Annotated in this window: 24 protein-coding genes; 7 read left to right on the plus strand and 17 right to left on the minus strand. The window is 71.5% G+C overall.

The features are described 5' to 3' along the window. Nucleotides 1–61: 61 nt before the first annotated feature. From ACZ53K_RS22440 to ggt, 4 genes are all read right to left on the minus strand, one after another. Nucleotides 62–691 carry a TetR/AcrR family transcriptional regulator gene (locus ACZ53K_RS22440; protein ID WP_468839357.1) on the minus strand — a complete coding sequence of 210 codons (630 nt, stop codon included), beginning with the start codon at nucleotides 689–691 and terminating at the stop codon, nucleotides 62–64. Then, a complete protein-coding gene (locus ACZ53K_RS22445) occupies nucleotides 688–2,211 on the minus strand; it encodes an amidase (protein ID WP_468839360.1) in 1,524 nt (507 codons plus the stop codon). The genes ACZ53K_RS22440 and ACZ53K_RS22445 overlap by 4 nt, the downstream gene beginning before the upstream one ends. Nucleotides 2,212–2,299: 88 nt before the next feature. Continuing rightward, nucleotides 2,300–2,773, minus strand: coding sequence for a MarR family winged helix-turn-helix transcriptional regulator (locus ACZ53K_RS22450; protein WP_468839363.1), 474 nt, complete (start codon nucleotides 2,771–2,773; stop codon nucleotides 2,300–2,302). A gap of 110 nt (nucleotides 2,774–2,883) precedes the next feature. Continuing rightward, the gene (ggt, locus tag ACZ53K_RS22455) at nucleotides 2,884–4,716 is read right to left on the minus strand and encodes a gamma-glutamyltransferase (RefSeq protein WP_468839366.1); all 1,833 of its coding nucleotides are present in this window, start codon (nucleotides 4,714–4,716) and stop codon (nucleotides 2,884–2,886) included. 250 nt (nucleotides 4,717–4,966) lie between these two features. Here ggt and ACZ53K_RS22460 point away from each other — a divergent pair, with 250 nt between their 5' ends. Further along, nucleotides 4,967–5,710, plus strand: a complete 744-nt coding sequence (locus ACZ53K_RS22460) for a hypothetical protein (protein ID WP_468839369.1) — start codon at nucleotides 4,967–4,969, stop codon at nucleotides 5,708–5,710. Between the two features lie 80 nt (nucleotides 5,711–5,790). Here ACZ53K_RS22460 and ACZ53K_RS22465 read toward each other — a convergent pair whose 3' ends face one another. After that, nucleotides 5,791–7,362, minus strand: a complete 1,572-nt coding sequence (locus tag ACZ53K_RS22465) for a carboxylesterase family protein (protein ID WP_468839371.1) — start codon at nucleotides 7,360–7,362, stop codon at nucleotides 5,791–5,793. A 104-nt stretch (nucleotides 7,363–7,466) separates the two neighbouring features. Between ACZ53K_RS22465 and ACZ53K_RS22470 the strand changes: the two genes are divergently transcribed. Next, nucleotides 7,467–7,814, plus strand: a complete 348-nt coding sequence (locus tag ACZ53K_RS22470) for a DnaJ family domain-containing protein (protein WP_468839694.1) — start codon at nucleotides 7,467–7,469, stop codon at nucleotides 7,812–7,814. 61 nt (nucleotides 7,815–7,875) lie between these two features. On the opposite strand, the gene ACZ53K_RS22475 is transcribed toward ACZ53K_RS22470, so the two are convergent. Next, entirely contained in the window at nucleotides 7,876–8,541 is a 666-nt protein-coding gene (locus ACZ53K_RS22475) for a LysE family translocator (RefSeq protein WP_468839374.1), read from the minus strand. Between the two features lie 96 nt (nucleotides 8,542–8,637). Next, complete coding sequence (locus tag ACZ53K_RS22480) at nucleotides 8,638–9,045, minus strand: four-helix bundle copper-binding protein (RefSeq protein ID WP_468839376.1); 408 nt, start codon at nucleotides 9,043–9,045, stop codon at nucleotides 8,638–8,640. A gap of 255 nt (nucleotides 9,046–9,300) precedes the next feature. Between ACZ53K_RS22480 and ACZ53K_RS22485 the strand changes: the two genes are divergently transcribed. From ACZ53K_RS22485 to ACZ53K_RS22495, 3 genes are all read left to right on the plus strand, one after another. Continuing rightward, nucleotides 9,301–9,747, plus strand: coding sequence for an RrF2 family transcriptional regulator (locus ACZ53K_RS22485; RefSeq protein WP_468839379.1), 447 nt, complete (start codon nucleotides 9,301–9,303; stop codon nucleotides 9,745–9,747). Between the two features lie 135 nt (nucleotides 9,748–9,882). Beyond that, nucleotides 9,883–11,088 carry a globin domain-containing protein gene (locus ACZ53K_RS22490; protein WP_468839382.1) on the plus strand — a complete coding sequence of 402 codons (1,206 nt, stop codon included), beginning with the start codon at nucleotides 9,883–9,885 and terminating at the stop codon, nucleotides 11,086–11,088. A 150-nt stretch (nucleotides 11,089–11,238) separates the two neighbouring features. Further along, on the plus strand, nucleotides 11,239–12,876 hold the full coding sequence (locus ACZ53K_RS22495) for an alpha/beta fold hydrolase (protein ID WP_468839385.1): 1,638 nt from the start codon (nucleotides 11,239–11,241) through the stop codon (nucleotides 12,874–12,876). 22 nt (nucleotides 12,877–12,898) lie between these two features. On the opposite strand, the gene ACZ53K_RS22500 is transcribed toward ACZ53K_RS22495, so the two are convergent. Genes ACZ53K_RS22500 through ACZ53K_RS22515 form a run of 4 tightly spaced genes read right to left on the minus strand, consistent with a single transcriptional unit; the run spans nucleotide 12,899 to nucleotide 16,096 of the window. Continuing rightward, entirely contained in the window at nucleotides 12,899–13,765 is an 867-nt protein-coding gene (locus ACZ53K_RS22500; RefSeq protein WP_468839388.1) for an amino acid ABC transporter permease, read from the minus strand. After that, entirely contained in the window at nucleotides 13,762–14,406 is a 645-nt protein-coding gene (locus tag ACZ53K_RS22505) for an amino acid ABC transporter permease (protein WP_468839391.1), read from the minus strand. The genes ACZ53K_RS22500 and ACZ53K_RS22505 overlap by 4 nt, the downstream gene beginning before the upstream one ends. A gap of 17 nt (nucleotides 14,407–14,423) precedes the next feature. After that, nucleotides 14,424–15,338, minus strand: coding sequence for a glutamate ABC transporter substrate-binding protein (locus ACZ53K_RS22510; RefSeq protein ID WP_468839394.1), 915 nt, complete (start codon nucleotides 15,336–15,338; stop codon nucleotides 14,424–14,426). 14 nt (nucleotides 15,339–15,352) lie between these two features. After that, nucleotides 15,353–16,096, minus strand: a complete 744-nt coding sequence (locus ACZ53K_RS22515) for an amino acid ABC transporter ATP-binding protein (protein WP_468839696.1) — start codon at nucleotides 16,094–16,096, stop codon at nucleotides 15,353–15,355. Between the two features lie 225 nt (nucleotides 16,097–16,321). Here ACZ53K_RS22515 and ACZ53K_RS22520 point away from each other — a divergent pair, with 225 nt between their 5' ends. Further along, nucleotides 16,322–17,077 (plus strand): GntR family transcriptional regulator, encoded by a 756-nt coding sequence (locus tag ACZ53K_RS22520; protein WP_468839397.1) that lies wholly within the window; start codon nucleotides 16,322–16,324, stop codon nucleotides 17,075–17,077. A gap of 28 nt (nucleotides 17,078–17,105) precedes the next feature. On the opposite strand, the gene ACZ53K_RS22525 is transcribed toward ACZ53K_RS22520, so the two are convergent. Continuing rightward, nucleotides 17,106–17,528, minus strand: a complete 423-nt coding sequence (locus ACZ53K_RS22525) for a DUF6278 family protein (RefSeq protein WP_468839399.1) — start codon at nucleotides 17,526–17,528, stop codon at nucleotides 17,106–17,108. A gap of 167 nt (nucleotides 17,529–17,695) precedes the next feature. Between ACZ53K_RS22525 and ACZ53K_RS22530 the strand changes: the two genes are divergently transcribed. After that, entirely contained in the window at nucleotides 17,696–19,504 is a 1,809-nt protein-coding gene (locus ACZ53K_RS22530; protein ID WP_468839402.1) for an SGNH/GDSL hydrolase family protein, read from the plus strand. Nucleotides 19,505–19,653: 149 nt separating this feature from the next. Here the strand turns inward: ACZ53K_RS22530 and ACZ53K_RS22535 are convergent, their stop codons facing one another. The 5 genes from ACZ53K_RS22535 to ACZ53K_RS22555 form a co-directional block, all read right to left on the minus strand. Continuing rightward, nucleotides 19,654–20,433 (minus strand): exodeoxyribonuclease III, encoded by a 780-nt coding sequence (locus ACZ53K_RS22535; protein ID WP_468839404.1) that lies wholly within the window; start codon nucleotides 20,431–20,433, stop codon nucleotides 19,654–19,656. 29 nt (nucleotides 20,434–20,462) lie between these two features. Beyond that, nucleotides 20,463–21,116: an MBL fold metallo-hydrolase gene (locus ACZ53K_RS22540; protein ID WP_468839407.1), complete on the minus strand. Its 654-nt coding sequence runs from the start codon at nucleotides 21,114–21,116 to the stop codon at nucleotides 20,463–20,465. A gap of 92 nt (nucleotides 21,117–21,208) precedes the next feature. After that, nucleotides 21,209–22,504, minus strand: coding sequence for a bifunctional 3-oxoadipate enol-lactonase/4-carboxymuconolactone decarboxylase PcaDC (pcaDC, locus tag ACZ53K_RS22545; protein WP_468839410.1), 1,296 nt, complete (start codon nucleotides 22,502–22,504; stop codon nucleotides 21,209–21,211). A gap of 304 nt (nucleotides 22,505–22,808) precedes the next feature. Beyond that, a complete protein-coding gene (locus tag ACZ53K_RS22550; RefSeq protein ID WP_468839413.1) occupies nucleotides 22,809–23,114 on the minus strand; it encodes a tyrosine-type recombinase/integrase in 306 nt (101 codons plus the stop codon). A 586-nt stretch (nucleotides 23,115–23,700) separates the two neighbouring features. Continuing rightward, entirely contained in the window at nucleotides 23,701–25,986 is a 2,286-nt protein-coding gene (locus ACZ53K_RS22555) for a hypothetical protein (RefSeq protein WP_468839416.1), read from the minus strand. Between the last annotated feature and the right edge of the window lie 184 nt (nucleotides 25,987–26,170).

Below are 26,170 nucleotides of genomic sequence, written 5' to 3' on the forward strand. Positions count from 1 at the left end.
TGGGACCCACGCCCCGTTACGGCCGACCGCCGGTACCCCGCAGGAGCAGGGGGTACGGCGTTCAGGGTGCGGCGGCCGCCGGTGCCGCGCCCCTGGCCAGGAGCAGGAGGGCGTCGACCAGGTCCTCGGCGGCCGATCCGGTGGCCAGGCGCCGCAGTTGCTGCCCGGTGACCAGCGCGACCACGGTGCCCGCCAGCCGTTCGGCGTCGGCGACGCCCAGCGCCGTCAGGATGCGGGCGGCCAGCCGGTCGTACGCGGCGAAGCACTCGGCCGCGGCGGTGCGCAGCCGCTCGTCGCGGCCCGCCTGGACGTACAGGTCGAACGGCGCGATGTGCTCGCTGTCGAACTCCGTACCGCCCGCGACCTGCCCGACCAGCGCCGCGGCCTCGGCCAGGCCGATCCGGTCCAGGCGGCTGTCCTCGGCGAGTTCGGTGAACCGCCGGGTCTCCTCGGCGACGAACCGCAGCAGACTCTCCCGCAGCAGGTCGTGCTGGGTCGCGAAGTGGTACGTCACCGAGCCCAGTGAGACTCCGGCCTCCTTCGCGATGCGCCGGTTGGTGACGGCGGCGATGCCGTCCTGCCCGATGATGCGCAGCACGGCACCGATGATGGCGCGCCGGGTGTCGCCGCCGTGGCCGGGCGCGGTGGCGGGTTCCCGGCCCGGTCTCGTGCCGCGGGCTCCGGCCGTCATCGGCTCACCGCGTCCGGCCGGGCGCGTTCCGGCACCGGCCCGGAGCCGTCCGCCGACGCCACCCGGCGGCCCGCCGCGTCCGTCGGCTTCCCATGCCCCGCCCCCACCGCCTCCTCCGGCCACCGCTCGTACCACCGCGACTCCGCTTCCAACTGGGCCGCCAGCGAGATCAGCAGCGGCTCCGAGTGGGACGGGCCGAGGAGTTGGGCGCCCAGCGGAAGCCCGCCCGCGGTGAATCCGGCGGGGACGCTGATGCCCGGCCAGCCGAGGACGTTCCACGGCCAGGCGTACGGGCACGCGGCGATCATCGCCCGGTCCGTCTGCCAGCCGCTCATCCGCGCGAGTGTGCCGATGCGCGGCGGCGGCGCGGCCGTGGTCGGCGTCAGCAGGACGTCGTACGAGCCGAACAGCGCGCCCACGCGCCGGTGCTGCCGCCGTTCCGCTGCCCGCGCCCGGCGCAGTACGGGGCCGCCGAGCAGCCGCCCCAGCCGGGCCGCCTCCCGCGTACGGCGGTCCAGCAGGGCGCGGTCGGGCGCCCGCGCCACCCATTCCCGTACGCCCGTCGTCGCCCGCGGCACGAACGCGAGACCGATCAGTCCGTAGTCCGGTTCGGCCTCCTCGACCTGGTGGCCGAGGCCCGCGAGCGTCCGGGCGAGCGCGGTGACGGCGGACCGTACTTCCGGGTTGAGGGGCTTGGGCGTACCGGTGAAGGCCGGCTTCCAGGAGAGCGCGATACGCAGCCGCCCCGGATCGCGGTCGGCCGCCGCGCGCGCCCGGACGGGGCGGGGCCGGTGCAGGTCGCCGCCGTGGTTGCCGGCGGCGGCGTCGAGCAGCAGCGCCGCGTCCCGGACCGTACGGGCCAACGGGCCCAGGACCGTGATGCCCTGGAAGGACTCCGCGTCGGGCCAGGTGGAGATGCGGCCGCGCTGGGGCTTGATGCCGACGAGGTGGGTCCAGGCGGCGGGGATGCGGACCGAGCCGGCGCCGTCCGTGCCGAGGGCGGCCGGTACCAGGCCGGCGGCGACGGCCGCGGCCGAGCCGCCCGACGAACCGCCGGGCGTGTGGCCGGGGTTCCAGGGGTTGCGGGTGTCGCCGAAGGCGGGGCCTTCGGTGAACGGCCACTGCCCCAGCTCGCAGGCGTTGGTCTTGCCGACGACGACCGCGCCGGCCGCGCGGAGCCGCCGTACAGCCTCGGCGTCGGCGGGCTTGGGCGGGAACTCCCCGGCGCACCCGAACGCGGTGGGCTCGCCCGCCACGTCGGTGTCGTCCTTGACCGCGACCGGCACACCGAGCAGCGGCAGCCGCTCGCCCGCGGCCAGCCGCCGGTCGGCTTCGGCGGCTTCGGTGAGCGCGGCCTCGACGCGGATCCGCCGGAAGGCGTTGACCGTGCCCTGGGTGGCGTCGATGCGCTCCAGCGACCGCCGGACCAGTTCGGCGGAGGACACCTGTCCCGCCGCCAGCGCCGCGGCCTGCTCGGCCAGCCCTTCGTACTCCCTGCCGTCGTCGTTGCGTATGCCCATGGCTCCCCATTGCCGGCACTGTTCGTTCGAACGAACGACTTCGACGGTAACCGGGGGCGACGCCCGCTTCAATGGCGCGCTCGCGGTGTCAGGGCCGGTGCCGGCCGAGTTCCGCGAGGCGGGTCAGGGCGGGCAGTGCGCCGGCGAGCGCCTGCCGCTGCCCGGAGGTCAGCTGGGCCACCAGCGGTTCCAGGTGGCGTGTCCGGTCCGTGTGGCGGGAGCGGCCGATCCGCCGGCCCGCCTCGGTGATACGGACCAGGACGGCGCGTCCGTCGCTGGGGTCGGGGCGGCGTTCGACGAGTCCGTCGCGTTCCAGCCGGGTGACCAGTTGGGTGATGCCGGGCTGGCTGACCTGCTCGGTCCTGGTGAGTTCGGTCAGCCGCAGCGGCCCTTGCGCGTACGCGAGGGTGTCCAGCACCGACAGGGTGGTGAGGGAGAGTTTCTCCGGCGTGGGGAGCCGGGCGTAGAAGCGGTTGAAGTGCTCGACCGCGGTGGCGAAGGCGTCCACGTCCAGGTCGCCGTCCGGGGAGGGGGGCGGGTGGTCGTTCAGGTCGTCGTTCACCCCGGAAACATATCGTACGGTTATTTAATGGATTTATGCTCCGTTGCGTCCTGATACGGCACGGCCGGGAGCTTTCACCGCTCCCGGCCCTGTCGTACCCCTCGGTCCGCTCACCCCTTGGGCCGCACCACCATCGCCGACCCGCCCCCGCGCCGTTCCTTCTCCGCCGCCGCCAGCCAGCGTCCGTCCGGCAGGCGCTGCACGCCGGTCGCGGCGCCGATCTCCGGGTTGCGGGTGAACCGGTGGCCGATGGCTTCCAGCTGCGCGCGGACCGGGCTGTCCCACAGGCCGGGTTCCAGCTCGGTGGCGGCCGCGTTGCGCTGGCTGGCGCGGGGCGCGGCGATGGCGTCGACCAGCGGCATTCCGCGGTCGAGGTGGTTCAGCAGGCTCTGCAGGACGGTCGTGATGATCGTCGCGCCGCCGGGCGAGCCGAGCGCCACGACCGGGCGGCCGTCCCGCAGCACGATCGTCGGGGACATCGAGGACCGCGGGCGCTTGCCCGGCCCGGGCAGGTTCGGGTCGTGCACGGCCGGGCTCGCCGGGGCGAAGGAGAAGTCCGTCAGCTCGTTGTTGAGCAGGAAGCCGCGGCCCGGTACGACGATGCCGCTGCCGCCGGTCTGCTCGATGGTGAGGGTGTAGGCGACGACGTTGCCCCACTTGTCGGCGACGGTCAGGTGAGTGGTGTTCTCCCCTTCGTACGTCGTCGAGGCGGCCCGGCCACCGGCCCCGCAGGGCTGCGGATCGCGCGGGTCGCCCGGTGCCAGCGGGCTGGTCAGCACCGCGTCGTCCTTGATCAGGCAGGCCCGGGAGTCGGCGAAACGCTGCGAGGTCAGGCCGCGCGTCGGCACGTCCTCGAACGCCGGGTCGCCGACCCAGCGCCCGCGGTCGGCGAAGGCGATGCGGCTCGCCTCGATGTAGCGGTGCAGGTAGTCCTTCCGGCTCAGCTTCGACAGGTCGCTGCGCTCCAGGATGTTGAGCGCCTCGGCGACGGTGGTGCCGCCCGAGGAGCCGGGCGCCATGCCGTACACGTCCAGGCCCCGGTAGCGGGTCTTGGTCGGCGCCTGGCGGCGCACCTCGTACTCCCGCAGGTCCTTCGCCGTCAGGTCGCCGGGCCGTACCTTGCGGTCGGCGCCGGGCCGCACCGGCGGCTGCTGGACGGTCCGTACGACGTCCTTGCCGAGCCGCCCGTGGTACAGCGTGTCGACGCCCTTGTCCCCCAGTTCCTTGTACGTACGGGCCAGGTCGGGATTCTTGAGGGTCGAGCCGACGACCGGGAGCTTGCCGCCGGGCAGGAACAGGCGGGCGGTGGCGGGGAAGTCGCGGAAGCGCGCCTCGTTGGCGGCGGTCTGTGAACGGAACGTCTCGTCGACCGTGAAGCCGTCACGCGCCAGCTTCTCCGCGGGCTTGAGGAGTTCGCGCAGCGGGCGGGTGCCCCACCGGTCCAGCGCGGTGTCCCAGGTCGCGGGCGTGCCGGGGGTGCCGACGGACAGGCCGCTGGTGACCGCCTCGGCGAACGGGATCGGCTTGCCGTTCTCCAGGAAGAGGCCGCTGTCCGCGCTGAGCGGCGCGGTTTCGCGGCCGTCGAGGGTGCGTATGGTGCGGGACTTGGCGTCGTACGAGACGAAGTAGCCGCCGCCTCCGACACCGGCGGAGTACGGCTCGGTGACACCGAGGGCCGCCGCGGTGGCGACCGCGGCGTCCACCGCGTTGCCGCCCTTGCGCAGGACCTCGATGCCGGCCGCCGAGGCGTCGGCGTCCACGCTGGAGACCGCGCCGCCGTAGCCGGTCGCGACCGGCACCTTCGGCGGGGTCTTCGCGGGCGCCCCGGCCGGGGTGGACGGCGGCGCGGCGGCCGGTGACTGGGCCGCGGCCGGGACGGCGGTCAGCGAACCGGCGAGCGCGGCGACCACCCCCAGTGCGGAAAGACGTCGGGCAGGTGTCATGCGGCGTTCCCTCCTGGCCTGATCGGGCGGCAGGGGCCGGAGCCTACCTGCGTGATCACGGGGGCGACAGGGGGCGCGGGGGCGGGGCGCGAAAGGGGCGCGAACGGGCGCCTGCCACGCGGGGGCGCAAAGGTACGCGGCACCGCATAGAGGGCGGCGCTCCGCATGTCCGTACGCACCCGGGCAAGGCCGCCCAGCCGCCCGCCCCGCGTTCGAACACACACCCGGACAGCCGCTACGCTCCCCCGCCATGGACGACACCCTGCTCTCCGTGATCGCGGCAGCGGCCGCCCTCGTCGTGGGCGCCGCGGCCGGCTGGGCCGCGCACACCGCCGTGGCGCGCCGCAAGCTCAGCCGCGAGCAGAGCTTCTTCGGGCTGCCCGACGGATCGGAATGCGTGCTGGTCACCCACCGGGACAGCACGTCGGCCCACTGGAGCATCCCGCGGCACGACGCGCTCGCCCTGCTCGGCCTGGCCTCGGTGGTGGAGACGTGCGGCGCGCACGCGGAGGTCGCGCCGCACGACACCGGACTGCAGGGCTTCGGCGCCCGCACCGAGTTCTGCGTGGGCGACCCGACCGCGCACCGGCGCCTCGCGGCACACCTGGCGAACCTGCTGCCGGGCGTCGCCGTCCACCCCGGCGACGAACACGGCATCGGACGCGGGACGTTCGCCGTCGGCGGCTCGACGTACCGGCTGGAGCCCGGTGCGGTGGAGTTCGTGCTGCTGGCCCGGCTCACCGCCGTCGAGAGCGGCCGCCCGGTCTTCCTGGCGGCGGGCCAGCGCCCGGTCACGCACCGCGCCGCCGTACGGCACCTGGTGCGCAACCGGTCGCGGCTGGCCCGCAAGTACGGCGCCGACGGGCAGTTCTGCCTGCTGCTCAAGGTCGTCAACTCGCAGGCGTACGGGCCCGACGTGGTGGAGCTGGTCGCGGATGTGACGAAGGCCGCGCTGGCACCGGCCGAGCCGAAGGGGCACCGGGCCGGCGCGTAGGGCGCGCTTCCCGGCCCGTCCCAGCCCTCGACGAACCGATTCGGACCTCGAAGAGCAGGATCAGACCTCGACGAACCGGCTCAGCCGAAATACATCACCTCGGGCGCCGGTCCGCCGAGGTACGGCCGCCAGTCCGCCAGGCCCGGGCCGTCGGGCGTGCCGGTGGCGGCGAAGGCGGCCAGCGCGCCGCCGAAGGCTCGCGCCAGGCGGTGGTCCTCCGGGCCCGTCCGCCCCAGCATGGGACTGTCGGGGTAAGCGTCGAACGTCCCGAAGAGGAAAGGAAGTTCCGCGCAGTGGGTGGCGCCCAGCGTGCCGTCGTCGCCGTCCGGCGCCCGGTCGAAGCGGTAGACGTACGCGGATGCCCCCTGCGCGGCACGCTGCTCCGCGATACCGGTCGTCCCGTCCCGGAACATCCAGCCGGTGACCGCCTCGGTCAGCAGGTCGGCGGGGGACGCGTCCGGCCACAGGCGCGCCAGGTCGTCGTACGCGACCGCCGCGGCGTCACGGCCGCCGCAGGAGTCCTCACCCATGATCCGCAGGACGTCGTCCCGGGTGAACCTCCGGGCCTGTTCGTCGAAGGCCAGGAACGCGGTCATCTCGTGCCGTACCGTACCCAGCAGCAGCCCGGTTTCACCCAACGCCCCTGCTGCCACGGCCTGTTGCGGCGCGACCGGCAGTTCGGCGCCGCCGAGCACCGGATACATGGCCGGCGCGACCCGGCCCGGGCGCGCGCGGTCCGCCGCCAGCCGGGCGTACGCGGCGAGCAGCCGCTCCACCGGCGCGGCACGCAACTCCCGCAGCGCCGCGAACTCGTTGCCGGGCACGGCCGCCTTGTCCGGCGCCCCGAGCAGCCGCAGGAAGTCCGCCGTGGCCTCGGCCGCGGCGGCCGGTTCCTGGGGCGGCAGGCCCCACGGTCCGCTCTGCGCGATGACCCGGCGCACCAGGGAGCGGGTCCGCGGGGCGACCGCGAGGGACAGGGCCGCGTACGCGCCCGCCGACTGGCCGCCGACGGTGATACGGGCGGGGTCGCCGCCGAAGGCCGCGATGTTGTCGTACACCCAGCGCAGGGCAGCGGCCTGGTCCTGGAGCCCGAGGTTGGTCACCCCGGCCTCGGGTAGGAAGAGGTGGCCGAGGGCCCCGAGGCGGTAGTTGGGCGTGACCACGACGAGGTCGCCGAGCGCGGCGAGCCGGGCGCCGTCGTACCAGTCCCAGCCGCCGGACCCACTGGAGAAACCGCCGCCGTGGAACCACACCAGCACGGGACGCCCGGCGCCCGGCGCCGCGTCGCCCCGGCTCCGGACGCCGGGGCTCCAGACATTGAGTGACAGACAGCCGTCCTCGTCCCAGTCGGGGGTACGGCGCCCCATGACGCACTCCAGGCGGGACGGGCCCTGGGGCGCGGCGGGCCCGGGGCGCGTCGCGTCCCGGACGCCGGACCAGCCCTCGTGCGGGCGCGGTGGCGCGAAGCGCAGAGCGCCGACCGGCGAGGCCGCGTACGGAATGCCACGGAAGGCGGCCACCGGCGGCGCGTCCGCCGGGGCCCCGGGCCCGGCGCCGTCCGCACCGTCGCCCTCCGCCACCGGGACCGGCACGCCGCGCACACGCCCGCGCTCCGTCTCCACGGTCCGCCACCACTCGCCGACTGCGGCCATCGATTCAGCCCTTTCTCCGGTTCGGCCCCCGCGCAGGGACCGTTCTACGCGACCGGCAGCCCCTCGCGTACAGGTCTTCCCCCGCACACGCCGCGCACCGGCAGATCCGCGAGGCCACAGAACGCGGCGAGTTCGCCGGCCTGCCCGGCTTCGGCAAGCCGCTGCCCGAGCTCAACAAGCCGTACGACGACATGTGGTGGGTCAAGGAGAAGATGAGCAGGGAGAACCTCTCCTTCCTGCCGCCGGCGCTCGCGCTGCGCAAGGAGGCCGAGGACGCGCTGGAGGCGGCGGCGCAGGCTTCCTCGGAGCGGGCGGTGCGGCGCATCGTCGACGCGGTCAACACGAAGATCCGGGAAGCGATCCGGCAGCCGCCGCCCGGACCGCCGCTCAACCTGGAACCGTTCGACGTGGAGAGCGTCGTAAACGACTGGCACGCGCGGCGCGGGAAGTAGCCGGCCGGCACACGCGGCGCGGCCGTCCGCCGTCCCGGCCCGCGGCAGGCCGTCCGCCGCCTCACCGCTGCTCCGTGGCCAGCCACCCCGCCAGTCCCAGCATCGCCGCCCCGGTCGTCGCGTCGAGGCGTCGCCGTACGCGCCGGGTGAGGCCCAGTGCCTTCAGCCGGCCGCCCAGCGCCGCGTATCCGCAGGCGCAGCAGAACTCCACGGCGATGTAGGCCGTGCCCAGCGCCAGCAGCGGGACGACGATGTGGGCCGCGTCGCGGACGAGGAACTGCGGCAGGAACACGGTGAAGAGGATGAGCGCCTTCGGGTTGGCGGCCGCGACGGCGAACTCCTGCCACGCCAGCCGCCGCGCGGAGACGGCGGGGCGGGGCGGCTCCCCCGCCGCTTCCGCGCCGCTGCGCCGTTCCGGCCGCTCCCCGGCCGGCGTCCGCCCCGCCGTGGCCACCGTCCGTACGCCCAGCCATGCCAGGTACGCGACCCCGCCCCACTTGACGATGCTGAACGCCACTTCGGAGGCGGTCAGCACCGCGCCCAGCCCGGCCGCCACCGCGGCCACCATCAGCGCGAACGCGCTGAACCGCCCCAGCGAGGCGCCGACGGCCGCGCGCGGGCCGTGCCGTAACCCGTTGCGCAGCGCCAGCAGTTGGTTGGCCCCGGGTGTGGCGGCCAGCAGCACGGCCGCCGGGAAGAACGCGGCCCACTCGACATCGGTCACCATGCGGTGACGTCTACCCCGTACGGCGCGAGGTGGCACAGGAGGTGGGCCGAACGCCGGCCCGTGACCCGGCCCGGTCCACGGGCCGGGCGGCGCACCCTACGGTCGCAGCGCCTCCCGCACGCCGCGGCAGGCGTCGATCGCGCGGGTCGTGGCCTGGGTGCACAGGCGGCAGTGTTCGTGACTGCCGGCGTGCGCGCGGCACAGGTCGTTGCTGCGTTCGCAGGCGACCGCGCACGCGTCGAGCTGCGCGGCCAGCAGCCGGGTCTCCCCGCCGCCCTCGCGCAGCAGCAGCCGCAGGGTCGCTCCGACGACGTCATGGCAGTCCAGGTCGGCGCGGACCGCTTCGCGCATCCGGTCCGCGTCGTCGGACGCGAGCATCCCCGTAGCGCAGACCAGGACGGCCTTCTCGCAGTCGGCGAGGGCGTCGGTGGCCGGGGCCAGCACATCGGTGCCGAGCCGGGCCTTGGTGGTGATGCTGTCGAGGAGGGTGCGGGTCTGGAGCATGACGGCCTCCGTGTGCGGTGGTCCGGGCCGGTTCCGGCACCGCATCCCGGCGGCCGGAGGGTGGCCCGTGGATGTCCTTCGGGCCGAACGTACCGCCGTCCGGCGCGGCGGGACAGGCACCCGGCCGTCCGTCTTCGCGGCCGGCCGCCCGGCTCGTCCGGTCCGTCCGGCACACCCGGCACGTCCGGTCCCGTCCGCCCTCGCCCGGCGCACCCCAAATTGGCATCGCAAAATCCAGTTCAGTACGGTGTGCTCGTGCGACTGACGAAGAGCACCGACATCGCGCTCCGCATCGCCATGCGGCTGGCGGTCCTCGAAGGACGGGGCGACGCGCCGACCACCCGCGAGGTGGCCGGCGCCGTCCAGGTCCCGTACACGCACGCCGCCAAGGTGGTGAGCAGACTCCAGCACCTGGGCGTCGTGGAGGCCCGGCGCGGGCGCAACGGCGGACTGACGCTGACCCGGGCGGGCCGTACCGGTTCCCTGGGGCACCTGGTGCGCGAGCTGGAAGGCGTCGGCGACGTGGTGGGGTGCGAGGACGATCCGCCCTGCCCGCTGCGCGCGGCCTGCCGGCTGCGGGGCGCCCTGCGTGCCGCGCAGGAAGCGTTCTTCGCCTCGCTCGATCCGTTGTCCATCGAGGATCTGGTGGGTACCCCGACCGGCCCTCTGCTGCTCAGCCTGTCGCCCCGGCCGGAGGGCTGAACGGCCCTACGCACGGCACCACCCCCGCTCATACGCTTGCGGCGAAATGCGAATCTAAGATGCAAGTTAAATTCGCCACAGCGTCACCACCGACCACCACAACCCTTCAGCACTTCCCGAGAACCGGAGCACCCGATGTTGTCGTCCACGTCCGCCGAGACCGTCCGCGCCACCCTTCCCGCGGTCGGAGCGGCCATCGGTGAGATCACCCCGCTCTTCTACGACAAGCTGTTCGCCGCCCACCCCGAGCTGCTCCGCGACCTGTTCAACCGCGGCAACCAGGCCAACGGCAGCCAGCGCCAGGCACTCGCCGGCTCCATCGCCACTTTCGCGACGTACCTCGTCGAGCACCCGGACGAGCGCCCCGACGCGATGCTGGAGCGCATCGCGCACAAGCACGCCTCGCTCGGCGTCCGCGCCGACCAGTACCCGATCGTGCACAAGCACCTGTTCGAGGCCATCGTCGAGGTCCTGGGCGACGCCGCCACCCCGGAGGTCGCGGCGGCCTGGGACGAGGTGTACTGGCTGATGGCGAACGCCCTGATCGCCGTCGAGAAGCGGCTGTACGAGACGGCGGGCACGCCGGACGGTGACGTCTGGCGGGAGTACCGCGTCACCGGCCGCCTCCAGGAGACCGAGGACGTGGTGACCTTCGTCGTACAGCCGGTGGACGGCGCCCCGGTCCCGGCGTCCCGGCCCGGCCAGTACGTCTCCGTACAGGTACGGCTCGCCGACGGCGCCCGGCAGATACGGCAGTACAGCCTGTCCGGGCAGCCGGACGGCGGCCTGCAGTTCTCCGTGAAGCGCGTGACCGGCGACGCGTCCGGCTCCCCGGCGGGCGAGGTCTCCCACCACCTGCACACCCACGTGCACGACGGCGCGGTCCTGCGCGTCAGCGCCCCGTTCGGCGACGTGGTGCCGGCGGAGAACGACCGCCCGCTGCTGCTCGCCTCGGCCGGCATCGGCTGCACGCCCATGATCGGCATCCTGTCCCGGCTCGCCGCCGACGGCTCCGGCCGCCGTGTCGTCTCCGTGCACGCCGACCGCTCCCCGGCCACCCACGCCTTCCGCTCCGAACTGCACCAGCTGACGGAGAAGCTGGACAACGCCACGGCCGAGGTCTGGTACGAGGACCCGGCGGGCGCGGACGAGGCCGCCGCGGCCGGCACCGTCCACGAGGGCCGGATCGACCTGAGCCGGATCGACGTCCCGGAAGGCACCATCGCCTACCTCTGCGGCCCGGTGCCCTTCATGAAGGCCGCCCGCGGCCAGCTCCTGGCGGCAGGCGTGGGCGCCGCGGACATCCACTACGAGGTGTTCGGCCCCGACCTGGGCCTCTGACCTGGACGTGCGCCCGGCCCACCGGCCGGGCGCCCCACCCGTCCCGGGCACCTCGACGTTACCCATCCGTAACCTACCGACGGGTTACCAGCGGTAAGAAGCGCACCTTACTCTCCAGTCACTTCAGTCTTGAAGCACTAGGAGCAGTAGATGTCGCCCTCCCGCCCCACGCTGCGCACCACCGTCGGCACCGTCTCCGCGGCCGTGCTCGCCACCACCACCCTCGCGGGCGCCCCGGCGGCGAACTCCGCCACCGCCGCACCGCACGCCGCCGCCGCGAGTGCCCCCGCGGCCGGCGTCGCCACCCAGCGGGAACTCGCGGCGAAGTTCCCGGACGTGAAGTTCGTCGACATCGAGGGCGACGGCGGCATCACCCTGAAGGCCAACGTCTTCACCCCGGACGACGCCGTGCCCGGCCGCCGCTACCCGCTCATCGTGCTGCCCACCAGCTGGGGCATGCCGCAGATCGAGTACGTCGTACAGGCCAAGAAACTCGCCGACGCCGGGTACGTGGTGGTGGGCTACAACTCGCGCGGCTTCTGGCAGTCCGGCGGACAGATCGAGACGGCCGGTCCCCCGGACATCGCCGACGCCTCCAAGGTCATCGACTGGGCGCTGGCCCACACCCCGGCCGACCCGGGGAAGGTGGGCATGGGCGGCGTCTCGTACGGCGCCGGAATCAGCCTGCTGACCTCGGCCTTCGACAAGCGCGTCAAGGCGGTCGCGGCGCTCAGCGGCTGGGCCGACCTGATCGACTCGATCTACAGCGGCCGCACCCAGCACCAGCAGGCGGCCGCACTGCTGGGCGGCCTCGGCTCGCTCACCGGACGCCCCAGCCCCGAGCTGAAGACCATCCTCAAGAACTTCCTCGCCTCCGACCTGGCCAAGGAAGGCGACATGATCAAGTGGGGCGCGAAGCGGTCCCCGGTCACCTACCTGGACCGGATCAACGCCAACGGCGCGGCGATCATGCTGGGCAACGCCTGGGGCGACTCGCTCTTCCCGCCCAACCAGTACGCCGACTTCTACGAGAAGCTCAAGGGCCCCAAGCGGCTGGAGTTCCGGCCCGGCGACCATGCCACCGCCGAGGGGCTGGGCCTGCTCGGCCTGCCCAACGACACCTGGGACCACACCAGGCGCTGGTTCGACCACTACCTCAAGGGCGCCGACAACGGCGTCGACCGCGAGGCGCCCGTACAGCTGAAGTCCCGCTCCACCGGCGCCTACGAGGGCTACAAGAGCTGGAAGGACGTCCCCTCCGGGAACCGCCGCATCGAGCTGAACGGCACCCGGCAGATCCGCACCAACCGCGACTCCGGCGCCAACGGCGGCACCATCTTCCTCTCCAGCCTCCTGGACCAGTTCTCCAAACTGCCGCCGATGGCCTCCATCCCGCTGCTGCCGCGCTCGGCCGCCGCCGTGTGGCAGACCGAGCGGTACACCTCGGCGCAGCACGTACGCGGTACGGCGAAGCTGCACACCACCGTCACCAGCACCGCGGAGAGCGGCACCGGCATCGCCTACCTTTACGACGTGGGGCCGCTCGGCCTCGGCAAGTTGGTCTCGCACGCACCGTTCACCTTCCACGGCAAGGCGCCGGGCCGCCCGTTCGGCGTGGACCTGGAGCTGTTCTCGACGGCGTACGACGTCCCGGCCGGCCACCGGCTGGCGGTGGTCGTTGACTCCGTCGACCCGCTCTACATCGAGCACAACCCGTCCGGCGCCGAGCTCACCTTCTCCTCCCCGGCGAGCGACCCGTCGTGGGTGTCGGTGCCGGTACGCGACTGAGAGCCTGTGTCCCGGGCCGGGGTCAGCGCTGCTGCTGCGCGCCGGGCAGCAGCGTCCCCGGCTCCGGCGCGTTGATATCCACCGCGTCCGTCTTCAGGCTCCCGCGCTGCCGCTTGGCGACGCGGTGCGCGCACCACGACAGCAGCATGCACAGACCGATGTAGATCGGCGAGACAATCATGACGACCGGGATGAAGGGCAGGTCGTAATCGAGGTTGGAGGCGATCAGCTTGCCGGCGTGCAGGAACTCCTCGTACGTGATCAGGAACCCGAGCGAGGTGTCCTTCAGCGCGACGACCAGCTGACTGATGATCGTGGGCAGCATGGCCCGGACCGCCTGCGGCACCAGGACGTGCGTCATGACCTGCGTCTTGCGCATCCCCAGCGCGTACGCGGCCTCCCGCTGCCCCCGGTCGACCGAGTGGACACCGGCCCGGAACACCTCGGCCAGCACCGAGCCGTTGTACAGCGTCAGCCCCGCGATCAGCGCGTACAGCGGCTCGGCCTGCAGCGCCACGTACACGAAGAAGATCATGACCAGTACGGGCATCGCCCGGAAGAACTCCACCAGCAGCGTGCTCACCCAGCGGACCGGCGCATGGTCGGAGAGCCGCCCGGCGGCCAGCACCGCGCCCAGCACGAGCGAGAGCACGGCCGCGCAGGCGAACGCCTTCAGCGTGTTGCCCAGCCCTTCGAGCAGCAGCTCCTGGATACCCTTGTACGCGAACGGCGTCCACTTGCGGGCGCTGAACTGGCCGGTGTCGATCAGCAGGTACACGGCCCAGGCCACGATGGCGAGGATCACCACGGTCGCCGCGGTCCCGTAGAGCCGGTGCCGGCGCCTGGTGTGCGGTCCGGGTACGTCGTAGAGGGCGGTGGTGGCGGTCATCGGGGAACCCCCCAGCGCTTTTCCAGCACGTTGAACAGCGCGCTGATGGTCAGGGTCACGATCAGATAGCCGACGGCGATCCAGACGAAGGTCCAGATGATGCTGTAGCCCAGCTCGTTGAGCGTCTTGTAGGTGCCGAGGAGTTCGACGACGCTGAACGACCCGGCGATCGCGGAGTTCTTGGCGAGCGCGATGAGCGTGGAGCCGACGGGCGGGATGACGGTGCGGAACGCCTGCGGCAGCACCACGTCGCCCAGGGTCTGCGAGAAGGTCATGCCGAGGCTGCGGGCGGCCTCGCCCTGCCCCACCGGGACGGTGTTGATGCCGGAGCGCACCGCCTCGCAGATGAAGGCGGAGGTGTAGCAGCCCAGCGCGAGGATGGCGAAGATCTTGAAGGGCAGTACGACGCCGAAGCGCGGCAGCCCGAGCAGCACCGCGAAGAACAGCAGCGTCAGCGGCGTGTTGCGCAGCACCGCCACCCACACGGCGCCGAACACCCGCAGCGAGCCGACCGGCGCCACCCGGAAGGCCGCCATCAGGACTCCGACGACGAGCGCGAGCAGCGAGGCGAAGACGGTCAGTTCGACGGTGCCGAGCAGGCCCTTCCCGTAGAGGGAGAAGTTGTCCAGGAGCACGTTCATTCGGTCGGTCCTCGTCCTCAGCTCGCCGGGTAGCGGTCGATCGCGGGCGGCCGCGGAGCGGGGACGCCGGACAGGCCCAGCGTCGCGTCGTACGCCTTCTTCCAGTCGCCGTTCTTCTCGTGCGCGGCGAGCGCGTCGTCCAGCGCGAGGCGCAGGGCGGTGTCCCCGCGCGGCACCCCGATGCCGTACGGCTCCTCGGAGAACGGCTTGCCGGCCAGCTTCAGCTCGTCGGGCACCTTGGCGGCGTAGCCCATGAGGATCGCGTCATCGGTCGTGACGGCGTCGACCTGATAGGTGAGCAGGTTGTCCACACACACCGAGTACGTGTCGTAGGCGACCAGGTCGGCCTTGGGATAGTCCGCCTGGATGCGCTGGTACGGGGTGGAACCGGCCGCCGAGCAGACCTTCCGGCCCGCCAGGTCCCGCGGCCCGTCGATCCCCTTCTGGTCCTTGCGCACCAGCAGGCCCTGCCCCGCCATGTAGTACGGGCCGGCGAAGCCCACCTGCTGCTTGCGCTTGGCGTTGATGGTGTAGGTGCCGACGTAGAAATCGATCTGGCCGTTCTGCAGGGCCGTCTCGCGGTTGGCGGAGGCGATGGTCTTGAACTGGACCGTCTTCGGGTCGAACCCGAGGGAGGCGGACATCATCTTAGCGATCTCGACGTCGAAGCCGGTGTATGTGCCGGAGGCCGGGTCCCGCTCGCCCATGTACGGCTGGTCCTCCTTGGCGCCGACGACCAGCCGGCCGCGGCTCTCGGCCTTGCGCCAGGTCGCGGAGGCGGGCAGCCGGAATCCCCCGGCGGTCGCGTAACGCGGCAGTTCACTGCCCTTGGGACCCTTGACGGGCGGGCTGCCGGACTTGCCGCAGCCGGCGGCCAGCAGGGCGGCGGCGGTCAGCGCGAGCGCCACGAGGGCGGTTCGGGTCTGGTGCATGGCGGCGCCCCCGGTCAGTGCTTGAGGATCTTGGAGAGGAAGTCCTTGGCGCGGTCGCTCTCGGGCGCGGTGAAGAACTCCTCCGGCGTGCGGTCCTCGACGATCCGGCCGTCGGCCATGAAGACGACACGGTTGGCCGCGGAGCGCGCGAAACCCATCTCATGGGTGACGACGACCATCGTCATGCCCTCCTGCGCGAGCTGCTGCATGACCTCCAGCACCTCGTTGATCATCTCCGGGTCGAGGGCGGAGGTCGGCTCGTCGAACAGCAGCGCCTTCGGCTCCATGGCCAGCGCGCGGGCGATCGCCACCCGCTGCTGCTGCCCGCCGGAGAGCTGCGCCGGATACTTGTCGGCGTGCGCGGCCAGCCCCACCCGCTCCAGGAGTTCGCGGGCCCGCTGCTCGGCCTCCTCCTTCTTGCGCTTACGGACCTTGACCGGCGCGAGCATCACATTGGCCAGCACGCTCTTGTGCGCGAAAAGGTTGAAGGACTGGAAGACCATGCCCACTTCGGCGCGCAGTCCGGCCAGTTCACGGCCCTCTTCGGGCAGCGGGCGGCCGTCCAGGGTGATGGTGCCGGACTCGATCGGTTCGAGGCGGTTGATGGTGCGGCACAGGGTGGACTTGCCGGACCCGGAGGGCCCGATGACGACCACCACCTCGCCACGGCCGACGGTGAGGTCGATGTCCTGGAGGACATGCAGTTTCCCGTAGTGCTTGTTGACCCCGCGCAGCTCGATCAGCGCATCACCGGCCATGTGCAGCCTGCTCACTCTCATCCGTACAGCCAGGACACCGCAAGACCCCGCAAACTACCCGCCCGAAAGCAGCACTTTTCCCCTGACACGCACGAATAAGTCGATAACCCTCGATTACCGGGTAAAGTACGCACGGACAGCACGCCCCCGCACCCGGTCCCGGCCCTGACCCACCGGACATCCCCTAGGTACCCAGTGCCTGCCTGCGTACCTAGCCTGTGGGGCATGGGTGACAACCGGCCTGTCTTCCAGCGCATCGCCGACGACCTGCGGCGGCAGATCGACGACGGGGTCCTGCCCGTCGGCGCACGGATGCCGTCCCGCTCCGAGCTGAAGCGGGCGTACGAGGCCAGCGACCAGACCGTGGACCGCGCGGTCCGCGTCCTGAAGGCCGCCGGGTACGCGGAAGGCCAGTTCGGGCGCGGGGTGTTCGTGGCCGACCGGGCGCCGATCGGCACCCTGCTGCGCTCCACGGGCGCGGTGGACTCCCCCTTCGCCGCCCGGATCGCCCTGGAGGGATCACCCGACGGCACCCCGCTGACCTGGGAGGCGTCCTCGTCGACGGACGCGGCGTGCGACCGGGTGGCCCGGCGGCTGTGCATCGTGCCGGGCACCGGCGTCGTACGGTCGGTGTACGAATACCTGGCCAATCGGCAGCCCGTACAACTCGCCACGAGCTGGGAACCGCTCGCCATCACCGAGGGCACCGACGTCGTCTTCCCGGAGTGCGGCCCCTATGCCCGGCGCGGGGTGCGGGGGCGCATGGCCGCCATCGGGATCCGGGTGGTACGCGCCGAGGAGCGCGTGGGGTCCCGGCCTGCTTCCAGTGCCGAAGCTGAGGCACTGGGCTGCTCTCCCGGGCAGTGCGTGACGGTCGTGGAACGCACACATTTCGACGCGGACGGGCGGGCCGTGGAGACCTCGGACATCGTCGTACGGGCCGACCGGTGGCGGCTCGCGTACGACATCGGGTTCGTGTGACCGTGCCGGGCGTGGCCGACGGCGGCGGTCAGCTCTCGGCGGCCTCCGCGTAGAGCTGACACAGTTCGGGCGCGCCGTTAGCCGCCCAGTCCCGGCCCGCCGTCACCACGTCCACCTCCCGGCCGGACGCCAGCCGCACCACCGGCTCACCGCCGGGCCACACCTTCCAGGACGCGCCGGGCACCGTCCGGACCAGCACCGTTCCCAGATAGCAGCCCGCGTCGTTGCCGAGCCAGGTCACCACGTCCGGGTCGTCGCGCCACGCCGGCCGCAGCTGGTCCAACGCCTCCAACGAGTGCGCCGAGTCGTCCAGTTCCACGCCTTCGGTCTCGGCCTGGGCACGCAGCAGCTCACACTCCGCCAGGAGCATCGCCGCGCCTTCGGGGTCGTCTTCGACAGCGGGGACCACGTCCGGGCGCTTGCGCCACTTGTCCAGGAAAGACATGTTCATGGGCGTAGCGTCCCACTCGGGCCGGGGCGGTGGCCACAGGCGCGCGGCAGGCCATGGCCGGATCACCGCCCCGGGCCGCCGGTTCCGGCCGGTGTTCCGGCTCGGCCCGGTGCTCGATCTGCGTTCGGCCTCGTGCCCGACCTCGGTTCCAGCGAAAGGGAAACCGTATGCGCGTACGACTATGGGGAACGCTCCTCGCCCCGGCTCTCTGCCTCTCCCTCGCCCCCACGGCCACCGCGGCGAAAGCCGCGGACTCACTCCAACGGGTCGCGGCCCCGGCGCCATTGGAGAGACTCTTCGACAACACGGCGGTCAGCGAACCGTCCGATCCGGCGTCGGCGGACTTCGACGGTGCCGGCAACTCACTGTCCGCGCGGGACCTCGCCGCGGCGGGCTGGACCCCGGGTCGGGTGCTGACCCTCGACGCGGCCCGGCTGCGGTGGCCACGTACCGCCGCGGGCCGCCCGGACAACGTACGGGCCGACGGCCAGACGGTCCGGCTGTGCGGACGCGGTGACGCGCTCTCGCTGCTGGTGGCCGCGACGGGCGGCACGGTGACCGGGAGCGGCACGGTCCGCTACCGGGACGGGTCGCGCAGCACGTACCGGCTGACCGCGCCGGACTGGCGTACGGGCCCGCTGAGCACCAAGGCGGTGGCGCTGCCGCACATCAACACGCCCGGTGGCCAACGGGCGGAACGGGTACGGCTGTACGCGGTGAGCGTACCGGTGACACGCGGGCGTGAGGTCGCCTCGGTCGTCCTGCCCGCGGACCCCGGGCCGCGCGCCGACCTGCATGTGTTCGCCGCGGCGGTGCGCGACAACGGCGCGGGCTGGACGGCCGGTTGGGCGACCGCCACGGGCGGGTACGCCCAGCGCGGGCCCTGGCACGACCAGACGCTGCGGCTGGTCGTGCACACCGGCGCGGGCGGGCCGCGGGCCCGGATCAGACTGGCGAACACCTTCGCGTCGGCGCCGGTGCGCTTCGGGGCGGCGAGCGTGGCCGTGCGGGGCGCGGACGGGGGCGCGGAAGCCGCCCGCAAGCCGGTACCGCTGACGTTCGGCGGGCGGCGGAACGTACAGATCCCGGCCGGCGCCCAGGCGTACAGCGACCCGGTGCCCTTCACCGTGCCCGCGGGCCGCGATCTGCTGGTCAGCCTCCATCTGCCGGGCACGGTGACGGCGGCGCCGGTGCACGCGGGGTCCCAGCAGGTCTCGTACGTCAGCGCGTCCGGCAGCGGCGACCGTACGGGTGACCTCAGCGGCGCGGCGTACCCGGGCACGCTGACCGGCTGGCCGTTCCTGACCGGGGTGGAGGTCGCGGGCGGACCGGGCACGGTCGTGACGCTCGGGGACTCCATCACCGACGGTGCACTCTCCACGCCGGGCACCAACCGGCGCTGGCCGGACGTGCTGGCCGGCCGCCTCCAGGCCCAGCACGGCCTGCCGCGGTACGGCGTGGCCAACAGCGGCATCGACGCGAACCGGGTGGTCACCGACCGCTATCCGGGTGACGGCATCAGCCCCGTCACCGGCGGGGTCAGTGCCCTGCACCGGCTGGAGCGGGACGTACTGGCCCAGCCCTCGGTCCGTACGGTCGTGGTCTTCGAGGGCACCAACGACATACGGGCCGGAACTCCGGTGCGCGAGGTCGTGGCCGGGCTGCGGACCATCGCCCGGAGCGCGCACGAGCGCGGGCTGCGGGCAGTGGCCGCGACCATCACACCGTGCGAGGGCTTCGCGGACTGCCCGGCGGAGGTCGACGCCCGGCGCAACGCCGTGAACGCCGCCATCCGGGGGCGAGGCGCGGGCTTCGACGCCGTACTGGACTTCGACGCGGTACTCCGGGACCCGGCACATCCGCAGCGGCTGCTGCCCGCGTACGACAGCGGCGACCACCTGCACCCCGGCGACGCGGGCCTGCGGGCGCTCGGGGAGTCGGTCGAGCTGCGCGCGCTTGTACCGAAGGCGCACTAACGGGGGCAGCCTGAAGTTCTGACACGGCCGACAGGGAGAGAACCCGGGCCGGGGCCGGCAGACGCGCGCCGGCCCCGGATCTCCTACCCATGAACCGGAACCCGTCCGGAACCGGTCCGGAACCGGTCCGGAACCGGTCCGGAACCGCCTCAGACCTCCAGATCGACGACCACCGGCGCGTGGTCCGAAGCCCCCTTGCCCTTGCGCTCCTCACGGTCGACATAGGCGTCCGAGACGGCCTTGGCGAACGGCTCGTTGCCGTACACCAGGTCGATGCGCATGCCCTTGTTCTTCGGGAAGCAGAGCTGGCGGTAGTCCCAGTAGGTGAACGGCTTGTCGTACTTCAGCGGGCGCGGCACCACGTCCGACAGACCGGCCTCGCGCAGGGCGGTCAGGGCGGCGCGCTCGGCGGGCGTCACATGGGTCATGCCCTCGAAGACGGAGGTGTCCCACACGTCGTCGTCGGTCGGCGCGACATTGAAGTCGCCGAGGATCGCGAAGGGCCGCGGGCCCGCCGCGTCCTCGGCGACGGCCGCCTTCAGCGCCTCGAACCACTGGAGCTTGTACGCGAAGTGCGCATGGTCGATCTCGCGGCCGTTGGGCACGTACACCGACCAGACGCGGGCCGGGCCGCAGGTCGCGGAGACCGCGCGGGGCTCCTGCACCCCTTCGTACTCCGGGCCGCCGGCCAGCCCGGTGGTCACGTCCTCCAGCCCGACCTTCGACAGCAGCGCGACACCGTTCCACCGGCCGGTGGCGTTGACCGCGGCTTCGTAGCCCAGCTCGCGCAGCTGGTCGTACGGGAACTGCTCGGCCGAGCACTTGGTCTCCTGCACGCACAGCACGTCTGTGCCGGTGTTCTCCAGCCAGGCCAGCAGCCTCGGGAGGCGGGCGGTGATCGAATTGACGTTCCAGGTCGCGATGCGCATGTCCGTAACCTACAGCGGGGGTGTGACAGTCAGTTCAAACCGGTGCTCTGACCGGGGGTGAGGCGGGCGTGGTCGGCACCGCCGAGCCGCTCGATCATGCCGTCGTACACGGGACGGGCATGGTCCTGGAGCAGGCTGTCGTGCACATCGATGGCACGGCGCGGCCGGACCTCGCGTACGTAGTCGATGACCTCGGCGACCTTGTTCCACGGCGCGTGCACGGGCAGCAGCAGCGTGTCCACCGTACGGCCCTGCGGAACGGTGAGCGCGTCACCCGGGTGGAAGACGGTCGCACCGTCGTCCTCGGTGGTGATCAGATATCCGACATTGGTGACCCGGGGGATATCCGGGTGGATCACCGCATGCAGCTGCCCGTGCACCTCGACGTCGAAACCGGCGGCAGTGAAGGCGTCCCCCTCACCGACCGTGTGCACCCGCCCGGGGAAGGCCGCGGAGAGCTGCTCGGCGACGCTGGCCAGGGTCCAGATCTCGGCACCCCGGTTGGCCTCCATGCCCGCGCGCAGCCGCTCCTCGTCAAAGTGGTCCATGTGCTCATGGGTGATCAGAATGGCGTCGGCGCCGACCGCCGCGTCCTGCTCGCTGAAGACACCGGGGTCGATGACGAGCACCTGCCCGTCCTTCTCCAGCCGGACACAGGCATGGGTCTTCTTCGTGAGTTCCATACCCCCATCTTGCCGCGCGGACGGCCGGCGCCCACCGAGGGGACGCGCGAATAACACAGCAGCAGGGAGCTCGGCCCCTCCCCCTTGCCCCCTCACTCCTCCGGCGTGGTCTCCTCCCGAATCACCCGCTGCGCCACGGCAAACGCCGCATTGGCCGCCGGCACCCCGCAATACACCGCGGTATGCAGCAGGACTTCCTTGATCTCCGTGGGGGTGAGCCCGTTGCGCAGCGCGGCGCGGGTGTGCAGGGCCAGCTCGTCCCGGTGGCCCTGGGCGACCAGCGCGGTGAGCGTGATGATGCTGCGGGTACGCCGGTCCAGCCCCGCACGGGTCCACATCTCACCCCACGCGTAGCGGGTGATGAACTCCTGGAAGTCCCCCGTGAAGCCGTCGGTCCCCTCCTCCACCTGGTCCACGTGCGCGTCACCGAGCACCTCGCGGCGGACCTTGATCCCCTGCTCGTACGCGCCGCCCCGGACCGCCACCGGCTGGGCGAGGCCGGACTCGATGGCCGCCGGCGTCATCGGCGGGGGCGGCGACGCGGGCCCCAGCACCGGCTTCGGCGCCGCGGCACCGATCGCGGCCTGCGGAGCGGCGCCCGGCTTGTCGTGCCAAGCGACGGTGAAGTGCCGGATGAGCAGCTCGGTGACGGCGGCGGGCTGCTCGACGGGCGCCAGATGGGACGTACCGGGAACGAGCGCCAGGCTCGCGTCCGGAATGCCGGCCACCAGGGTCCGGGCATCGGTGGTCGGGGTCACCTGGTCCTCGGAACCCACCACGACGAGGGTGGGCACCCCGATCCGCTGAAGCGACGTACGGACGTCGAAGGAGGCCATCGCCTCACAGGCGGCGATGTAGCAGCCGGGGTCGGTGGTCCGCACCATCTGGACGGCCCACTCGACGATGGCGGGCTGCGCCCCCGCGAAGCCCCCGGTGAACCACCGCTCGGGCGAGGTACGGGCGATCGGGTCCAGCCCGTTCGTACGGATCACCACACCACGCTGCCGCCACGAGTCGGCGGTACCGTACCGCGGCGACGAGGAGACCAGGGCGAGCGAGGTGACCCGCTGCGGCCGGGTGAGCGCCAGCTGCGCGCCGATCGCCCCACCGATGGAACAGCCCACATACCCGAACCGCTCCACCCCGAGCACATCGAGAGTCGCCACCAGCCGGTCGGCCAGCTCCGCGACGGAGGTCGCCGGATAGGCGGGCGAACCCCCATGACCGGGCAGGTCGAACCGGACAACCCGCCAGTGACGGGTCAACTCGGGGATCTGCCGGTCCCACATATGCCATGTGGTACCAAGCGCCGCACCCAGCACCAGGCAAGGTGCGTCTTCCGGCCCGTCAGAGCGGTATTGCAGGGTCTTCACCGTCGTCTCACTCACCCGCCCGACCCTCTCATCTGTCACAAGATGTCACATCGCCAGGGTGAATCTAGCGGCTCTTGTCTACCTTGCACCGGCAGGTCGGAGCACTGTCGGCGTCCTTGAGCATCCAGGTATCTGTTCACTGGCGTACTCGTGACCACGTCGGCAGCGCGGGCGCGCGCCCGGTAAGAGACTTGGCCGCAGCCGGACTGGACCTCCTGAGCATGGCTACCGGTCCACAACCGGTAGCCGGACTCCGAGTCCGCCTCAACTCTGCTGGCCACACGGCTCGGCAAGTCGCCCGGCGGGCGGACCGCATGACTCACCCTTGCTCCTCCGGCACATTCCCGTGCAGGCCGTCCCATGTGGTGGCGGCTCCGCGGAGGTCCTCTACATCCGGCTTGACATACCACCTCTTGGTCGTCTTTGCGTTTGTGTGTCCGGCCCAACGTGCGAGGATGTGGTCCGGCACGCCGTTGTTGGCCAGGAAGGTGAAGCACGACGAGCGAGCGTCGTAAAGCCTGACGCGACGGAGACCGAGAAGCTTCATAAGCCGGTACGCGCGCCGACGAAGCTGCTTGATCGTGAAGACTTCGCCCGACTCATGTACCACCACGTAGCCGGACACGACGTACGCCTCCCCCAGAGTAATTCTCTCCTCGGCCTGGAAGAGCTTCGAACGCTTTGAGGGCGGCTGACACCGAAGCCGGAAGCGGGCGGCAGATCCCGCTCACTCGCATGAGACTTGGTGTCCTTCTCCACCACGTACCGGTTGCCCATCATCGTCCGCGTGTTGGCGATGACGATCGTGGCTTTCTCCAAGTCAACGTCTTCCCACCGAAGGCCGCAGACTTCAGCTGGACGAAGGCCCATGAGTGAAAGAAGAAGCGCAGCGCAGAGAAGTTCTCCCCTCATGCCGTAAATGAGCTTTTGCACCTCCGGGAGGCTCCGCGCGAGAACTGAGAGGCGGTGTCGGTCTGCGCCCACCGTCATGCCGCTGTCGCCGACGGACGCCGGCGCATCCGTGGTGGGCAGTGCTCAACCAACCGCCCACGAGCGAAGCGCGCGGGTCAGACGAAGCCACTTCGCCATCCTTATACGCCATGTCGCTTCCGGGTTAACAGAAGCGACATGGCGCATAGCATCAAACCCGATCGTCCTGTTGCACCACTCCTCTCACGGACATCCGTACCCAGCCGCACAAGGCGGCGTGACTATCGGCTTCCATCGAGTGCGGACTCCGTTTGCTTCGGCTCGGGCTGGGATTGCGGATCGGGTCCCGGATCGGGCTGGGGGGTGCGCTGTGCGGCGCTGCCGGAAGTGGCCTTGCCTGTCCAGTCGTCGATGAAGCGGACCTTGAAGGTGTCACCGAGCTTGCCGGGATCGATACGCAGATCGAAAGAACCACTGCCGGAATACCCGGACTGGTCGAACCACTTCCCGTCGGCACCCAGAACCTGCATCTGCCCCTTGCCGTCGTCATCGCCGAGCGTGGTGCCCTTGACGACAACCTGACTGCCGGACCACGACACCTCGGACACCTTCGGAGCCGGATAAGCATTCGGCACCTCGACGACCGGACCGGTCTCTCCGCTGGGGTAGACCTGCCTGGCCTTCAGGTGCGCCCAGTCCCAGGAAGACTTCCACTTCCCATAAAGGTACTTGTCGAAGATTTTCCCTCCGCTCGACGGATCAGTGGTGCCGGGAGAGGTCTCCCAACTGCCGTCCGCCTTCTGGAACTGCACCTTCGCACCGGACTGCCCGGAGCCCCCGAACATCCGGCCCTTGTCCCCGTTCTCACCGATCAACTTCAGCTTGAGCGGAGCGCGATGGCGGAGTTCCCCGGATTCCGGCGTGGGCTTGTGGGTCCAGTCGTCGATGAAGCGGACCTTGAAGGTGTCACCGAGCTTGCCGGGATCGATACGCAGATCGAAAGAACCACTGCCGGAGTACCCGGACTGGTCGAACCACTTCCCGTCGGCACCCAGAACCTGCATCTGCCCCTTGCCGTCGTCATCGCCGAGCGTGGTGCCCTTGACGACAACCTGACTGCCGGACCACGACACCTCGGACACCTTCGGAGCCGGATAAGCATTCGGCACCTCGACGACCGGACCGGTCTCTCCGCTGGGGTAGACCTGCCTGGCCTTCAGATGCGCCCAGTCCCAGGAAGACTTCCACTTCCCATAAAGGTACTTGTCGAAGATTTTCCCTCCGCTCGACGGATCAGTGGTGCCGGGAGAGGTCTCCCAACTGCCGTCCGCCTTCTGGAACTGCACCTTCGCACCGGACTGCCCGGAGCCCCCGAACATCCGGCCCTTGTCCCCGTTCTCACCGATCAACTTCAGCTTGAGCGGCAGGACGGGCAGGATCTCGACGGGTATGCTGTCGAAATTCGAGGGGTTCCGCGGGTCGGAGACCACCAGGTTGGCCATGCCGGCGGGCACATCGATCGGAACGGCGACCCCGGAGGCATCGAAATATGCGGAGATCGAGGAAGAACCTTCGATCGTGGCCGTGTTGCCGAGAAGGAAGTGCCTCCCTTGAGCCACCAACTGGAATTCTACGTCACCGATGGGCTTCGAGGAGTTGGTCCACCCGTGCAATTCCATCTTATCGCCGGCCCGGACCCGGCTCGTCGTTGCGCTTACTCTCCACTGCACCTGCGACTTGTCGGGATCGGTGATGAAATGGAAGGTACGCTCATCATTCTGCCCGGGGAGAGCGTCTTCTGTGACGTAAATGTCTTGTGTGCCGGTGGGTACGTCACTCGGCCGTACCGCTGCACCCCACGTCCCGTCATCACTCACGCGCCCACCCGATTTGAGTGGCATGGCCTTACGCTTCGAGCCGTAGAACAGGGTGATCCGCGCACCGGGTTCACCGACGCCTCCGAAGTCGACCTGGGTGAACGCCTTGGAGATCGACGTCCCTTCGCGGGGCGTGGTGAACAGGACGGGCTGGGTGCCGAGTTCGATGTTCAGAGTGATCGGCGACGAGTTCCGTTCTCGATGGTCGGTCTTCTGGACAACCCGGAACTCGAACGCGCCGGTCGCCAGCTCCCCGTCGGCGAATGTCGCATTGACACCCCACTCCCCGTCCGGCCCGACGAGCCCGGTGAAGCCCGTCAACGTATTCCATGACTCGGCGCCCGCCTTGCGGTAGTCCAGCGTCAACGTGGCGCCGGGCTCTCCGGTGCCGCCGAAGTTGATCCGGCCGTTCTTCCGGCCCACCTGCATCGTGGAGCCGTTCGCGGGCTTGGTGATCACGGGAGCGGCGACGCCCTGACCGGACTTGTCGGCCGCCCCGAACGCGCCGCCGCGCACGGTCGCCGTCGACATGAGTGCGGCAAGGCCCGGAGTGGCTGTCAGCGTCAACAGCGTCAGGGCCATGAGTGCGCCCAGGCCCACGGTGGCGAAGACCCATCGTGGCCGGCCGCGCAGCGTGCGCCCGCCGCGCAGTGCACCGCCCCTCGAACTCGCGGCTATGTGATGTCTCATCCTGCTCCTTTGCGCGGGACGGCAACCCATGCAGCCACCGGATGCAGTGCCTCGGCGGCTCGGTCGCCCGGTACGGCTTGTGCTGGCCATCGGTACGGGGCCCGGGCGTGGCGCTCCTGACGGACGCACAGGGCGCGGGAGCGACAGCTGCCGAGAGCAGCTGCCAGGCGGGCCGCCTCACCTT

The organism is Streptomyces sp. NPDC033221 (assembly GCF_055577005.1).